Source organism: Cognatishimia activa (assembly GCF_026016445.1).
Taxonomy (GTDB): domain Bacteria; phylum Pseudomonadota; class Alphaproteobacteria; order Rhodobacterales; family Rhodobacteraceae; genus Cognatishimia; species Cognatishimia activa_B.
The window spans coordinates 452,822-467,561 of record NZ_CP096147.1 but is presented as its reverse complement, the minus strand read 5'-3'; the positions used below and the strand labels follow the sequence as shown (position 1 = coordinate 467,561).

Below are 14,740 nucleotides of genomic sequence, written 5' to 3'. Positions count from 1 at the left end.
TGCCGCTAACTGGTCACTTCCTGACGCATTTGACCAAGGATGCAGCAAAACCAACGCGGGAATCATACCATAATCACTGCTGCCACATATCAGACCCAATCCGCTATCGGGCCGGTGCCACGCACAAAGGGTGCGCTAACACTCTCTTCTAAAGCGGTGGAAGGCAGGAGTGGTATCGACCGCTTTCGTACTTCCGGGGCGATGAAAGCGCTCTTCCCACGGGCGGAAGATGTGCAGGCGATCCTTATTAATACGTCTGGCGGGCTAACAGGCGGTGATCAGATCGACGTTACAGCCTGCGCTGGCGCGGGTAGTTCACTAACTTTGACGACGCAGGCGGCTGAGCGTGCTTATCGCGCGCAAGAGGGACGAGCGCGGATGACAACTGACCTGAGTGTTGAAGCCGACGCTCAGATCAATTGGCTTCCACAAGAGATGATCCTCTTTGAAGGCTCTGCGCTTGATCGGAGGCTTACTGTCGAGCTTGCGCAGGATGCGCGGCTTTTGATGGTCGAACCCATTATATTCGGACGCGCGGCAATGGGTGAGACATTGACGGATGTCTCCTTCAAAGATCACATTCGTATTAATCGTGACGGCGAAGCGCTGTATTGGGATGGCCTGGACCTATCTGGGCACACAATGCGGCATCTTTCGCGCCGGGCCATTGCTGGCGGAGCCCGTGCCATGGCGAGCCTTGTCTATGTTGCGCCTGATGCAGAAGCTCATTTGGATGCTGTGCGCATCATGTTGCCCGAAACAGGCGGAGCAAGCCTCTTGGCGCAGGACCTTCTGACACTTCGATTTGTAGCTGCCGACAGTTTTGAGCTGCGGCGCGCACTGATCCCTATTCTGGAGCGGTTGACCAAGGACCAGCTCCCAACCTCTTGGAGACTTTGAAGCATGAACCTGACCCCGAGGGAAAAAGACAAGCTGCTGGTGGCCATGGCTGCCGAAGTGGCCCGTAAAAGACTGGCCCGCGGCGTGAAGCTCAATCACCCTGAGGCCATTGCTCTGATCACCGACGCCGTTGTCGAAGGCGCGCGGGATGGTCGGTCTGTTGCCGACATGATGGAAGCTGGAGCCGAAGTTGTGAGCCGCGACCAATGCATGACGGGCGTCGCTGAAATGATCCACGAGGTGCAGGTGGAAGCCACTTTTCCTGATGGCACCAAGCTTGTCACCGTACACAACCCAATTCGCTAAGGAGATATCTCATGAAATTCGTATTGCCACTCGCACTGACTGCAACTCCGGCCTTGGCGCATGAGGGGATCCATATGCACCCGCATGGGTCTGAAAACTGGATCGCTGGTGTTCTTCTCATTGGGACATGCCTGATTGTTGCTGCTGCAAAACACCTGATCAGCAAACGCGCGGAGCAACGCGCATGATCCCCGGTGAAGTCTTTGCCGCTCCGGGGGAGTTGGTTTTAAACGAAGGCGCTGAGGCGATCACTTTGATGGTCGCCAATACTGGTGACCGCCCCGTGCAGGTTGGCAGTCATTATCACTTTGCCGAAACCAATCCCGGTTTGGAGTTTGAACGGGACGCAGCCTATGGACTGCGTTTGGATATCGCTGCGGGCACCGCGGTGCGGTTCGAACCCGGTCAGCGCCGTGAAGTGCAACTGATCCCAATTTCGGGCGCGCGCAAGGTCTATGGGTTCAATCAAAAAGTCATGGGGGCTCTCTGATGCCAGCAACCATCAAACGATCCGACTATGCCGCGATGTTTGGCCCAACCGTGGGCGATAAAGTCCGTCTGGCCGACACCGATCTCATTATCGAGGTCGAAAAAGACCTGACTGGACCTTATGGCGAAGAAGTCAAATTTGGCGGCGGTAAGGTCATCCGTGACGGTATGGGGCAAGCCCAGACCACCCGCGCCGAAGGGGCGGTTGATACCGTGATCACCAATGCGCTGATCGTCGATCATACTGGCGTTTATAAAGCCGATGTTGGTCTGAAAGATGGGCGCATTCACAAGATCGGTAAGGCGGGCAATCCAGACACACAGCCGGGCGTGAATATCATCGTCGGTCCGGGCACCGAAGCAATTGCAGGCGAAGGTCGCATTCTGACCGCAGGCGGCTTTGACAGCCATATCCATTTCATCTGCCCGCAACAGATCGAAGACGCCTTGCACTCGGGCCTGACCACCATGCTTGGCGGAGGCACCGGGCCTGCCCATGGGACATTGGCCACCACCTGCACACCCGGTGCCTGGCACATTGGCCGCATGATGCAGGCGGCAGATGCTTTCCCGATGAACCTCGCATTCGCGGGTAAAGGCAACGCGTCATTGCCAGCGGCTTTGGAAGAACAGGTCAAAGCCGGTGCCTGTGCGATGAAGCTGCATGAGGACTGGGGAACGACGCCAGCAGCCATTGACTGCTGCCTGTCGGTTGCGGATGCGATGGACGTGCAGGTCATGATCCACACCGATACGCTGAATGAGTCAGGCTTTGTGGAAAACACAGTTGCAGCCATGAAAGGCCGCACCATCCATGCCTTCCACACCGAAGGCGCCGGTGGAGGCCACGCGCCGGACATCATCAAAATCTGTGGCGAAGAGCATGTTCTGCCGTCGTCCACCAACCCGACACGCCCTTTCACGGTAAATACCATCGAAGAGCATCTCGACATGCTGATGGTCTGTCACCACCTCGATAAGTCGATCCCAGAAGACGTGGCCTTTGCCGAGAGCCGCATCCGTCGCGAGACGATTGCCGCCGAGGACATCCTCCACGACATGGGTGCATTTTCGATCATCGCGTCGGACTCTCAAGCAATGGGGCGCGTTGGCGAAGTGCTGATCCGTACATGGCAAACCGCTGATAAAATGAAGAAACAGCGCGGCCGTCTGGCGGAAGAAACTGGTGACAACGATAACTTCCGTGTGCGCCGCTATGTGGCGAAATACACCATCAACCCTGCCATCGCGCATGGGATCAGCCATGAGATTGGGTCCATCGAAGAAGGCAAGCGTGCAGACCTCGTCTTATGGAACCCAGCGTTCTTTGGCGTGAAGCCAGAAATGGTATTGTTGGGTGGCACTATTGCCATGGCACAGATGGGCGATCCGAATGCCTCCATCCCGACGCCGCAACCAGTTTATTCGCGTCCAATGTTTGGCGCCTACGGGCGGTCTGTAGAGAACTCAGCAGTGACCTTTGTATCTGCGGCCGCGCAGGCGGAAGGAATTGGAGATCAGCTCGGTCTGGCGAAATCAACGCTTGCAGTTGAAAACACCCGCAATATCGGAAAGTCCGATTTGAAGCTCAACAACGCCACTCCCGAAGTTGAAGTGAACCCAGAAACCTATGAGGTTCGCGCGGACGGAGAATTGCTGACGTGCCAACCCGCTACCGAGCTGCCCATGGCGCAGCGTTACTTCCTTTATTAAGGCGACCACCATGCTGCCATTGGCCCAAACCCTCCATCGTCATTCCCATGCAGATCATGCGGACACAGTCACCCTCTCCTATGATGCGCGCTTCCTTCGGCGAAAGCGTTTGGAAACCGACGGCGGCGTTCCCTTTGTGATTGATCTCGAAAAAACCGAGTCATTGGATCAAGGTGATGCGCTAGAGCTTTCGGATGGGCGTCTGATCAAGGTGCGGGCCGCGGCAGAAGAGGTTCTGATTGTCACAGGAGCAAATTTGCAGCGATTAGCCTGGCATATCGGGAACCGGCACACCCCCTGTCAGATCGAAGCGGATCGACTGGTCATTCAAAACGATCCAGTGATCAAACATATGCTTGAACACCTGGATGCAGAGATCATTGAGGCAACAGAACCTTTCACGCCTGAAGGTGGGGCCTATGGGCATGGGCGTACCCATTCCCATGAACATGGCCACAGTGCGCACGATCATTCCCATGCCCATTGACGCCAAGCTTCTCACCCTGACGCAGTGGCTGTCTCCTGCTTTCCCACTAGGCTCGTTTGCCTATTCACATGGATTGGAACAAGCCGTGAGAAGCGGCTGGGTGGACAGCCCTGAAGATCTGCAAGAATGGCTTTTCGACATCGCGCACCACGGCAGCGGACTTGCTGACGCGATTTGGATCAGGTTGGCCTACGAGACTGAAATCGATACCGAGATTGAGGCGCTGAACATGCAATGCCGCGCTTATGCGCCTTCATTAGAACGACTGCGCGAAGGGGAACGTCAGGGACAGGCCTTTGCGCGTGTGACATCTGAAGTCTGGCAAATGCGTTTGCCGTCTTTGCAGCTCCCAATTGCACTTGGACGAGCAGCCAAACTGGCGAAACTACCGATCGATGCTGTCACTGCGCTCTACCTGCAGGCCTTTCTTGCAAATCTGGTGGCTGCGGCACAGCGGTTGATGCCGCTCGGTCAAACTGATGCGCAAACCATTGTGGCGCGTCTCAACCAATCTTGCTTAGAAATCGCTGCCGCGGCTGCAGACAAGAGCCTTGAAGACATATCCTCAAGTGCATTTCTCTCTGACATTGCCGCAATGCGTCACGAAACGCTTCAACCAAGGATCTTTCAATCATGACCAAAATGAACGGGCCCCTGCGCGTGGGGATTGGTGGACCCGTTGGGGCAGGAAAAACGACTTTGACAGCGCGCCTTTCGGAGGCCCTAAAAGATCAATTTTCGATCGGAGTGATCACCAACGACATTTACACTCAGGAAGACGCCGAAGCCCTGATGCGCATGCAAATCCTGCCCCAAGACCGGATTATTGGTGTTGAAACAGGCGGTTGCCCGCATACGGCCATTCGTGAAGATGCCTCTATCAACCTGGCAGCAGTGGCTGAAATGCAGGAACGACACGCGGATCTGGAGATTGTTTTGATAGAAAGCGGAGGCGACAATCTGTCTGCGACCTTCAGCCCGGAATTGGCGGATTTGACGGTCTATGTGATCGATGTCGCTGCCGGCGAAGAAATACCGCGCAAAGGTGGCCCGGCCCTGACACGCTCGGACATCTTAGTCATCAATAAGATTGATTTGGCACCACATGTCGGCGCTTCATTGGAGGTGATGCAAGCGGACGCCAATACAGCGCGGGGATCCCGTCCCTTTGTGTTTACAAATCTGAAGACTGGTGAAGGTGTGACGGATGTGCTTGGGATTTTGAAGAACCTGTCGGGTCTGTCATAAGACCCCCTTTAGTAGTCCTGCCCTGAATGTCCGATTGGCAAAAGCTCTGACCCTGAGTGTAACGCCCCACGTGTTTCAATTCTGGCTCTGCAAAACCACTTGTGACGGCGTACGAAGCCAGCGTTGGGATGGTCCGCCATTACGGCGGACCTAAGGGCTTAGATATCGAACTTTACGCCCTGTGCCAGTGGCAGTTCCGAAGAGTAATTCACCGTGGAAGTCTGGCGACGCATATAACCTTTCCAGGCATCTGAACCGCTTTCACGCCCCCCGCCGGTTTCCTTTTCACCACCAAATGCTCCACCAATTTCAGCACCGGATGGTCCGATGTTTACATTGGCGATGCCACAGTCAGAACCGGCTGTGGACAGGAAAGTCTCCGCTTCACGGACGTTCAGTGTAAAGATACAAGAAGACAGCCCCTGCGGAACTGCGTTCTGCATCTCAATCGCTTCTTCCAGGGTATCGTAATCCATCACATAGAGGATCGGAACGAAGGTTTCGGTTTCGACCGTTTTGGTTTGCCCCGGCATTTGAACCAGAGCTGGCTTCACATAGACACCGCCCTCAACACCGTCCTTAGAAGCTTGACCACCAAAGACTTTGCCCCCTTCTGACTCTGCAGATTTCAGAGCTGCGGCCATTGCATCTTGCGCGGCTTGATCGACAAGTGGGCCAATCAGAGTGCCCTCAACGCGAGGGTCACCAACAGGCAAGTTCTCGTAGGCAGACTTAATTTTTGCGACCAATTCGTCTTTGATCGATTTGTGAACGATCAAACGACGCAACGTGGTGCAGCGCTGACCGGCTGTACCAACGGCAGAGAAAACGATCGCGCGCACAGCCATTTCGAGATCAGCTGACGGCGCGACGATCATGGCGTTATTTCCGCCGAGTTCCAGAATTGGACGCCCCCAACGCGCTGAAACCTTTGGCCCGACAATTCCCCCCATGCGGGTTGAGCCCGTCGCCGAGATAATCGGAACATCTTTGCTATCCACCAGCGCAGCGCCAATGTCTGCACCGCCAATGACAATCTGCGCCAAGCCTTCTGGTGCATCATCACCAAAGCGGGCCAGAGCTTTTTCCAGAACCTTCATAGACGCAAGTGCCGTCAGTGGTGTTTTTTCCGACGGTTTCCAGATGACTGGGTCGCCACAAACCAGAGCCAATGCAGTATTCCAACACCAGACAGCAACAGGGAAATTGAACGCAGAAATGATCCCAACCGGACCCAGCGGTTGCCAGGTTTCTCGCATATGATGCCCCGGACGTTCTGACGCGATGGTAAGCCCGTATAGTTGACGAGATAGACCAACCGCAAAATCGCAGATATCGATCATTTCCTGGACTTCACCAAGCCCTTCCGAGGTGATTTTGCCCGCCTCAAGCGTAACCAATGCGCCAAGTTCATCTTTGGCAGCACGCAGTTCTTCCCCCAAAAGACGTACCAGCTCACCCCGGCGTGGGGCAGGAACATTGCGCCATGTTTTGAAAGCCTGTTGAGACTTTGCAATGATGGCCTCCATATCCTCTGCGAGTGTTTCGGCAATGGTGGCGACCGTCGCGCCGTCAATGGGGGATTTAACAGCCAGAGTTCCCCCCACCAGCTCGGCATGGGAAAACCCGTTCACTTTAAGAACTTCCGCGTGTTCCATGTAATCTCCTGTTCGCCGTTCACGTTTGAATTCTAGAAAATTCTGTAAAGACCGTCTGACGCCAGACGGATATTCAACCTTGCCATCTAAGCGGTTTCGCCAGCTCCATATTCTGCGCAATGGAGCGCATGTATTCCCACGTGCCTCCTCAACCAGCAATTAGGGCGAAACGAATTTCTAAGGATTCTATCGTGCTATTTATTAAATAAAACACACAAAAAGCGTATTTTCTTGTGAGTATTACTAAAGTATAGTCTTTCCATGAGCAGTACCCGTTCATTACCAAGCTTTTCGCTCTTGAGATGCTTCGAGGCGGCCGCCCGATACGAAAGTTTTTCGGCCGCGGCCGATGAATTAAACCTGTCTCAAGGTGCCATAAGCCGTCACGTCAAAGATCTTGAAGCATTTGTGGGAACTGCCCTTTTTCGCCGCGAAGGGCGCGGCGTCCGGTTAACGGAAGCTGGTACCTCTTTGGCGCGCGATGTATCTGCGGATCTTGATCGCCTGCGCAGCACATTCGATCACGCAATTGCTGCCGGTGGTGACCGCAAGGTCATTCGAATGTCAGCTCCGTCAACGTTCTCCTGCCGCTGGCTATTGCCGCGATTGCCCGCTTTTAAAGAATTACATCCAGAAATCGAATTCATCGTTTCAAGTCGAGCGGGGCCTTATGATCTGACCGAAGCGCGTGATGATCTCGCCATCCATTTTGGTGGGTTAGATTGGCCTCACTCCCAGCTGACAACCCTTTGTTTTGAAAGCCTTGTGGTTGTAGCCGCGCCCACACTTTTGAAACCAAGTACGAAATCGCCTGTTGAGCATTTGAAACCTTTGCCGCGACTTCACATGCAAAGCAGACCCGATCTATGGAACGATGTTTCACAGGCCTACAATCTAACAGATGAGCCTGTGGGCAGCGGGTCATATTTCGACCAGTTCAGCCTCGTGATTGCCGCTGCCAAGGCGGCAATGGGGGCGGCGATCCTACCGACGTATCTCATTGAATCTGAACTTAAGGATGGCAGCCTCGTGAAGCTCTTAGATGTTCCCGTCAAAGACATGCGCGGCTATGTGATTGTAACACCGCTCACACCACGAGCTCCGCTGATTAAAGAATTCATTAACTGGTTGAAGACACAGGTTTCTTAGAAGCGCCTGAGTTATTCAATGACCGAGGGAATGGAGACCATGCATACGAGTTTTGGTGCGCCGATCTTTCATTATGGGCGTGAGCGAATTAATGCGTGTGCCAGTAAAGTACGGAGTCTCAAAACCAAACCTATATCACCGAACCGGTGAACCCAGGGATCCTCTAAGCTGAAGCTTGGTTTCCAATTCTACCGAGCCGCTACCGGTAATCCCTTCCACCAGATTAGCGAGTTCTGTCGCCGCCTTGCTCCCCATTTCACGATGTGGGACGTGAACCGTTGTCAGTGCTGGTGTAACAATACCAGCCAGTTCGATGTCATCAAAACCTGTAATGGAAAGTTCGTCCGGCACCCTTAGACCTGCGTTTTGCGCATGTCTCAATGCTCCAACAGCGAGAACATCATTTCCACACATGACCACTGTCGGCCGCGTGGACCCGGTCAGGATCTGTTCTAAGGCCCTTTCACCATTTTCAATCCCATAGTCTGTCTCAACGACCTTCAAGCGATCTACATCCAGCCCATTTTGCCGGACCGCATCTTTGATACCTTCCAGCCGGCTATAGGCGCGATCATTGCCCTCAATGACGCCAGAGATCACAGCGATGTCCTTGTGACCAAGTTCAATAACTTTCTGGGCCAGACGGCACATCGCATTACGGTTATCAAATCCAATCGAAGGAAGATCATTATCCGGTACATAGGCCCATGCCACAATCGCCGGCACGTTGCGCTTTCTAAGATACTCATAGATCTCAGGATCGCGATCATATCCAATCAAGAGCAGCGCATCCGCACCGCGCGCTACGAGAGTGCGGATTTGTTCTTTTTCGATTTCCGGCTGATAGGCCGAACTGGAAACCAGAAGCGTGTAGCCCCTTTTGTGCAGCTCTTCCTGGAAGGCCTGGAGCCCTCGCGCAAAGATTGCGTTCTCCATTGTCGGAATGATCGCCCCGATCGTGGACGACCGTTTTGCAGCCATCACCCGCGCGCCAAAATGTGGCGTATATCCAAGCTCTTCGACGGTTTTCATGACCTTGTCGAGCGTGGTCTTTGCGACCCGATCAGGCGTATTCAAACAGCGTGAAACCGTTGCCGTCGACACACCCGCAACCCGTGCAACATCATCCAGCTTAGGAACAATCACTCTCTTCTGCATTGCCTGCCAATTCTCTGAGTTTCCAAGTTTCAAATACCACAATGAAGAAAAACAAAACATACCCCGCAATCTAAATCCTTCAAAATGTAAGCGCTTGCACATAAGCAATGTAAGCGCTTACATTTCAGTCAAGAATCATTCAGCCAAGTGCTCCAGCGATGCATTTCGCACCCCAGCCTTCGCGATACTCGCTCATATCCTGAAGCTCATGGTGGAACACACCGACAAATAGAAAGCCCGAAGAAATGGCCATCGAATACCTTAAAAAAGCAACGCTCACTGCGAAATCAGATGCCTCTGAAGTCCATGAGACGGTCAAGAATATCCTGAACGACATCAGCGAAGGCGGAGACGCAAAAGCGATGGAATATGCGGCGAAGTTCGACCGATACGACGGCAACGTGCTGCTCACCCAGGACGAAATCGACGCGGCGATCGCACTGGTGCCAGAAAAGCTGAAAGCGGACATTCGCTTTGCCCATGACAATGTGAAACGCTTTGCCGAAACACAGAAATCGACCCTCTCGGAAGTTGAGATGGAAATCGAACCGGGATTTGTCGCTGGCCAGAAAGCCATCCCGGTTGATGCCGCAGGGTGCTACGTCCCAGGCGGTCGTTACAGTCACATCGCCAGCGCAATCATGACCGTAACCACCGCTAAGGTCGCCGGCTGTCGCCATATAACCGCCTGTTCTCCCCCCCGTCCGGGCGTCGGAATCGCGCCAGCAATTGTCTACGCGGCCCACATATGCGGCGCGGACAAGATTATGGCGATGGGTGGCGTGCAGGGCGTTGCTTCCATGACCTATGGCCTATTTGGCCTGCCAAAAGCCAACATCCTTGTGGGACCGGGCAACCAGTTTGTGGCGGAAGCCAAGCGCATTCTTTTTGGCCGCGTAGGCATCGACATGATCGCTGGCCCAACCGACAGCCTAATCCTTGCCGACGAAACCGCCGACGCGCATATCGTGGCGACTGATTTGGTGTCTCAGGCCGAACATGGTTACAACTCACCCGTATGGCTCGTCACCGATGACCACGCGCTCGCGGAAAGGGTCATGCAAATCGTCCCGCAACTGATCGATGATCTGCCAGAGCTGAATCGTGAAAACGCATTTGCTGCTTGGCGCGACTATGCCGAGGTCATCCTCTGCACAGATCGCGAAGAAATGGCAGCATGTTCTGATGACTACGCGCCCGAGCATCTAACGGTTCAAGCTGAAGATCTGGATTGGTGGCTGGACCGTCTGACCTGCTATGGCTCGCTCTTCCTGGGTGAAGAAACCACCGTGTCTTATGGTGATAAAGCCACTGGCACCAATCACGTTCTGCCAACCTCGGGCGCGGCGAGCTACACGGGGGGGCTTTCCGTGCACAAGTACATGAAGATCGTGACCTGGCAGCGCTCTACGCGAGAAGCATCCAAAAACGTGGCTGTGGCCACGGCCCGGATTTCACGCCTAGAAGGCATGGAAGGGCATGCGCGCGCGGCGGATGTGCGTCTTGCCAAGTACTTCCCAGACGAAAATTTTGACCTGACTGCCGAGGAATAAGGCGCCATGTCCGATCCTCGACAACTCTTTGACCTAAGTGGGAAGGTTGCCTGCGTCACAGGTGCAAGCTCCGGCTTGGGTCGACGAGCTGCAGTGGCGCTGGCCGCTGCAGGTGCCCAAGTGGTTGGCGTTGCGCGTCGAGAAGACGCGCTGCATAGTCTTTGCGCTGAGATCGGTGATCAGGCTGCAGCGGTAGCGACGGATATTACCGACCGCGCAGCCATGTCAGATCTGACGGCCCAGTTGTCCTCACCCTTCGGTGCGCCCGATATCGTGGTCCATGCCGCTGGATTAAACACCCGTGAAGCCGCAGATGATGTCACGGATCAAGGTTGGGATCAGACACTCGCGATAAACCTATCCGCCCCATTTTTTCTCTCGCAGGCTTTGGTCCCCGCGATGAAGGAAAAAGGCTGGGGGCGCATTGTGAATTTTGCCTCACTGCAAACCACACGCGCCTTCCCCGGGGGCATTGCCTATGGGGCGACCAAGGGAGGGGTTGGCCAATTGACACGCGCAATGGCCGAGGCCTGGTCGCCCCATGGGATCACTGCAAACGCGATTGGACCGGGATTTTTCCCAACGGAACTGACGGCAGCCGTCTTTGAGGACCCAGAACGCGTGGCACGCAACGCAGCGCAGACCTGCATCGGGCGCAATGGCACCATGGAAGACATGGACGGCCCCCTGCTGTTTCTGTGCTCAGATGCTTCGGCCTACGTGACTGGGCAGGTTCTGATGGTTGACGGGGGGTTCACTGCAAAATGAAGGCGCTTGTTTATGACGGTGTCAAAACCCTTGGTTTTCGCGACGTCCCAGACCCAAGCCCGCGTGACGGCGAGCATTTGATTAAAATCGAGGCCGTGGGCATCTGCGGTTCTGACATGCACGCCTACCTTGGCCACGACAATCGCCGCCCTGCCCCTTTGATCCTTGGTCATGAAGGTGCTGGCACCATCGCTGGAGGCCCCAAGGATGGCACGCGTGTCACGATCAACCCGCTTGTCACATGTGGTACATGTCAGGCTTGCCAATCCGGTCGAGATAATCTTTGTCCAGATCGCCAGATCATTTCCATGCCACCGCGTGAAGGTGCTTTTGCACAATATGTGACCATGCCAGAGCAAAATCTGATTGTGGTGCCAGGTCATATTCCCATGAGCATTGCCGCCCTCGCAGAACCACTTGCGGTCAGCTGGCATACGGCCCGGCTGGCATTAGAAACGCTTCATCCTAGCATGGACAGACGTGCTCTGATTATCGGAGGAGGCGCCATTGGGCTCGCAGCGGCACTGGCGCTGCGTGCGATGGGGATCACCCAAGTCACCATCAAAGAACCCAACGAAATGCGTCGCCGGTTTCTGCAGGAGAAATGTGAACAGACAGCAGTCGAGGAGGCCAAAGGCAGCTATCCGGTCGTCGTGGATGCGGTCGGTTTTGCCACCACGCGTGCCGCGGCCTCTGCTCATGCCGCCCCCGGTGGCGTGATTGCTCATATCGGATTGGGTGAGGACACGGGCGGATTGGATGTTCGCCGCATGACCTTGCAGGAGATCAGCTTTGTCGGGACTTACACCTATACAATGCAGGATTTCAGAGACACGACCCACGCGATGTTCGATGGACGCCTCGGAGCCCTTGATTGGACCGAGACACGATCCCTTTCGGAAGGGAGCGCGGCCTTTGCCGATCTGCTGAGTGGTGCAGTGGCAACCCCGAAAATCATCCTTGATCCATGGAATTAAAGTCAACGCGCTTAGGCAAAACCGGCGCTTCCCAGAAAGGTAAGTAGAATGAATATCGACAAGAAGATCGCCGATGATCTTGTTGCGAACGACGTTTCCTTTGTCACAACGGTCCCCTGCAAACAGCTGGCCGGAGTGATCGATGAAATCGAAAACCGCGACGACATCTTCCACATTCCATCCAATAAAGAAGACGAAGGCATGGGGCTCTGCGCTGGCGCTTTCATGGGTGGCAAACGTCCAGCGATCATCATGCAGAACACTGCGATTGGCGTGACAATCAACACTTTGGCGACGCTGACGCAGTTCTACCGCATGCCTTTGCCGATGATCATTTCCTACCGCGGTGAGCTGCGCGAACCGGTGGCCTGTCAGGTGGAAATGGCTGTTCATACCAAGGCGCTTCTGGCTCAGCTCAACATCCCAACCTACCACTTCCATTGGCAGAAAGATGTCGAAGAGTTCGACAATATCCTCAAGTACACTTTCATGAGTAACAAACCTGTCGCAATCCTGACGGATGCGAACTTCTGGGGAGGCTATGGCGACCAATGATCCGTTCTGAAATCCTAAAAGAAATCGCCCCGATCATTCGAGATCACTTGGTTGTCTGCAACATTGGCCTGCCAAGCCAGGAACTGCATATGATAGACGATCAGCCAACCAATTTTTACATGCTGGGCACAATGGGTTTGTCGTCCTCGATTGGCTTCGGTGTGGCTTTGGCGCAGGACAAGCCTGTAATCTCAATCGACGGGGATGGCTCCGTTTTGACCAATCTTGGCACTCTGCCAACAATCGCCAACAACGCGACAGGCAACTTCACGCTCCTGATCATCGACAATGGGTCCTATGGCTCGACGGGCGATCAACCCACCTACGCTGGCAAGAAAACCTCTCTTGCAGCGGTGGCAAAGGCCTGTGGATGTGAGACCGTGATCGAAGTTCAGGACAAAGACCTTGGTCCTGTGCTGCAGGATGCAATCAACAGCGATGAAATGACTGTGATTGTGTGCAAATGTGACAGTGGCAATATCAAGCTGCCAGTTATCACATTGGATCCAGTGGTGATCCGACATCGCTTTATGGAAGCAGTCAAAGCCTGATGTTCTCGAACGCTATTCACAGCGCAGCAGACGCTCGGCGGATCGCAAAACGGCGCCTGCCGTGGATGGTGTTTGACTATATCGATGGTGCTGCCGGAGCCGAAACAGGTGCGGCGCGCAATCGCGCCGCACTTGATAATGCCACCTTATCTCCACGCATCCTGAGAGATGTCAGTCAGCGCTCCCTTTCAAAATCTGTTTTTGGCAAACTCACCCAGCGCCCCTTCGGCATCGCGCCGATGGGGATTTGCAATCTTGCAGCACCCAGGGCTGATCTGATGCTCGCGCGGCTCGCGGCTAAATATGAAATCCCTCATTGCGTTTCGACCGTTGCGTCTACCCCCATGGAGGAAATCATTGAGGTGGCAGAAGGCAATGCTTGGTTCCAGCTGTATTTTAGTGGGGATGGAGAAGGAACTTTCAAGCTCGTTGATCGGGCGAAATCAGCAGGCTATGAAACTTTGATTTTGACGGTCGATGTGCCCGAAGTCGGCCGTCGCCCACGCGAATTACGCCATGGTTTCAAAATGCCCTTCAAGATTGGAGTATCGCAATTCATCGACTTTGCGCTGCACCCAAGATGGTCGCTTGCGACACTGGTTGCAGGCAAACCGGAAATGGCCAATTTTCAATCGGATGGCTTTACTTTTGACCGTACAGAAAGCCGAGCGAAGGCGACTTGGGAAACCCTTGACAGGCTGCGTGACGCTTGGCCGGGCAACCTTGTCATCAAGGGGGTTTTGGACACGAATGACGCCATTGAGCTAAAAAAGGCGGGTGCGGACGCGATACAGATATCCAGCCATGGTGCGCGGCAGCTAGAAAGCGCACCTGCGCCTTTCGAAATGATCGCTCCCATCCGGGATGCGCTCGGTCCAAATTTCCCGATTTTTTATGATAGCGGGCTACGATCCGGGGAGGATGTCCTCAAAGCGCTTCATGCCGGTGCCGATTTCGCCTTCCTTGGACGTATTCTGCAATTTGCAATAGCAGCAGGTGGGGAAAAGGGTCTTGAGCAACTTTGGGGTGTATTAAGTGATGAAGCATCGATTGCGATGGCTCAGATGGGAATATGTGAGCTGCCATAGCGACAAAGGTCAGCAGTGAATGCAGACTGGAGACGGATTTGAAAGACGAGGATTTACGCTAACTAAATAACAAGCTGCTGACCAAAAGTGCTCTGCAGCTCAGTTGCCGCCGATAACAAACAAAGGTTTGGAGAGACACC

The 14,740-nt window shown here is 54.4% G+C and carries 17 protein-coding genes; 15 read left to right on the top strand and 2 right to left on the bottom strand.

Annotation, left to right across the window (positions count from 1 at the left end; translation table 11 throughout):
* Nucleotides 1-114 precede the first annotated feature (114 nt).
* From M0D42_RS02255 to ureG, 8 genes are read left to right on the top strand one after another with little or no spacing between them, the layout of a single operon-like run.
* Entirely contained in the window at nucleotides 115-900 is a 786-nt protein-coding gene (locus tag M0D42_RS02255; protein WP_265019992.1) for an urease accessory protein UreD, read from the top strand.
* A gap of 3 nt (nucleotides 901-903) precedes the next feature.
* Complete coding sequence (locus M0D42_RS02250; protein ID WP_265019991.1) at nucleotides 904-1,206, top strand: urease subunit gamma; 303 nt, start codon at nucleotides 904-906, stop codon at nucleotides 1,204-1,206.
* A gap of 11 nt (nucleotides 1,207-1,217) precedes the next feature.
* Nucleotides 1,218-1,394 (top strand): hypothetical protein, encoded by a 177-nt coding sequence (locus M0D42_RS02245; protein WP_265019990.1) that lies wholly within the window; start codon nucleotides 1,218-1,220, stop codon nucleotides 1,392-1,394.
* Nucleotides 1,391-1,696 (top strand): urease subunit beta, encoded by a 306-nt coding sequence (locus M0D42_RS02240; RefSeq protein ID WP_265019989.1) that lies wholly within the window; start codon nucleotides 1,391-1,393, stop codon nucleotides 1,694-1,696. The genes M0D42_RS02245 and M0D42_RS02240 overlap by 4 nt, the downstream gene beginning before the upstream one ends.
* Entirely contained in the window at nucleotides 1,696-3,408 is a 1,713-nt protein-coding gene (ureC, locus tag M0D42_RS02235; protein ID WP_265019988.1) for an urease subunit alpha, read from the top strand. Before M0D42_RS02240 ends, ureC begins: the two co-directional genes overlap by 1 nt.
* 10 nt (nucleotides 3,409-3,418) lie before the next feature.
* Nucleotides 3,419-3,895: an urease accessory protein UreE gene (locus M0D42_RS02230; RefSeq protein ID WP_265019987.1), complete on the top strand. Its 477-nt coding sequence runs from the start codon at nucleotides 3,419-3,421 to the stop codon at nucleotides 3,893-3,895.
* Complete coding sequence (locus M0D42_RS02225; RefSeq protein ID WP_265019986.1) at nucleotides 3,834-4,532, top strand: urease accessory protein UreF; 699 nt, start codon at nucleotides 3,834-3,836, stop codon at nucleotides 4,530-4,532. Before M0D42_RS02230 ends, M0D42_RS02225 begins: the two co-directional genes overlap by 62 nt.
* Entirely contained in the window at nucleotides 4,529-5,143 is a 615-nt protein-coding gene (gene ureG, locus M0D42_RS02220; protein ID WP_265019985.1) for an urease accessory protein UreG, read from the top strand. Before M0D42_RS02225 ends, ureG begins: the two co-directional genes overlap by 4 nt.
* Nucleotides 5,144-5,301: 158 nt before the next feature.
* Here the strand turns inward: ureG and M0D42_RS02215 are convergent, their stop codons facing one another.
* Nucleotides 5,302-6,801, bottom strand: a complete 1,500-nt coding sequence (locus M0D42_RS02215; protein WP_265019984.1) for an aldehyde dehydrogenase family protein — start codon at nucleotides 6,799-6,801, stop codon at nucleotides 5,302-5,304.
* A gap of 261 nt (nucleotides 6,802-7,062) precedes the next feature.
* On the opposite strand from M0D42_RS02215, the gene M0D42_RS02210 reads away from it, so the two are divergent.
* A complete protein-coding gene (locus M0D42_RS02210) occupies nucleotides 7,063-7,950 on the top strand; it encodes a LysR substrate-binding domain-containing protein (protein WP_265019983.1) in 888 nt (295 codons plus the stop codon).
* A 135-nt stretch (nucleotides 7,951-8,085) separates the two neighbouring features.
* Here the strand turns inward: M0D42_RS02210 and M0D42_RS02205 are convergent, their stop codons facing one another.
* Nucleotides 8,086-9,108 carry a LacI family DNA-binding transcriptional regulator gene (locus M0D42_RS02205; protein WP_419195955.1) on the bottom strand — a complete coding sequence of 341 codons (1,023 nt, stop codon included), beginning with the start codon at nucleotides 9,106-9,108 and terminating at the stop codon, nucleotides 8,086-8,088.
* A 245-nt stretch (nucleotides 9,109-9,353) separates the two neighbouring features.
* On the opposite strand from M0D42_RS02205, the gene hisD reads away from it, so the two are divergent.
* From hisD to M0D42_RS02175, 6 genes are read left to right on the top strand one after another with little or no spacing between them, the layout of a single operon-like run.
* The gene (hisD, locus tag M0D42_RS02200) at nucleotides 9,354-10,661 is read left to right on the top strand and encodes a histidinol dehydrogenase (protein ID WP_265019981.1); all 1,308 of its coding nucleotides are present in this window, start codon (nucleotides 9,354-9,356) and stop codon (nucleotides 10,659-10,661) included.
* A gap of 6 nt (nucleotides 10,662-10,667) precedes the next feature.
* The gene (locus tag M0D42_RS02195) at nucleotides 10,668-11,429 is read left to right on the top strand and encodes an SDR family NAD(P)-dependent oxidoreductase (RefSeq protein ID WP_265019980.1); all 762 of its coding nucleotides are present in this window, start codon (nucleotides 10,668-10,670) and stop codon (nucleotides 11,427-11,429) included.
* Nucleotides 11,426-12,406, top strand: a complete 981-nt coding sequence (locus M0D42_RS02190; RefSeq protein WP_265019979.1) for a zinc-dependent alcohol dehydrogenase — start codon at nucleotides 11,426-11,428, stop codon at nucleotides 12,404-12,406. Before M0D42_RS02195 ends, M0D42_RS02190 begins: the two co-directional genes overlap by 4 nt.
* A 48-nt stretch (nucleotides 12,407-12,454) precedes the next feature.
* On the top strand, nucleotides 12,455-12,961 hold the full coding sequence (gene comD / locus M0D42_RS02185; RefSeq protein ID WP_265019978.1) for a sulfopyruvate decarboxylase subunit alpha: 507 nt from the start codon (nucleotides 12,455-12,457) through the stop codon (nucleotides 12,959-12,961).
* Nucleotides 12,958-13,512 (top strand): sulfopyruvate decarboxylase subunit beta, encoded by a 555-nt coding sequence (gene comE, locus M0D42_RS02180; RefSeq protein ID WP_265019977.1) that lies wholly within the window; start codon nucleotides 12,958-12,960, stop codon nucleotides 13,510-13,512. The genes comD and comE overlap by 4 nt, the downstream gene beginning before the upstream one ends.
* Nucleotides 13,512-14,600: an alpha-hydroxy acid oxidase gene (locus M0D42_RS02175; RefSeq protein ID WP_265019976.1), complete on the top strand. Its 1,089-nt coding sequence runs from the start codon at nucleotides 13,512-13,514 to the stop codon at nucleotides 14,598-14,600. Before comE ends, M0D42_RS02175 begins: the two co-directional genes overlap by 1 nt.
* Nucleotides 14,601-14,740 lie beyond the last annotated feature (140 nt).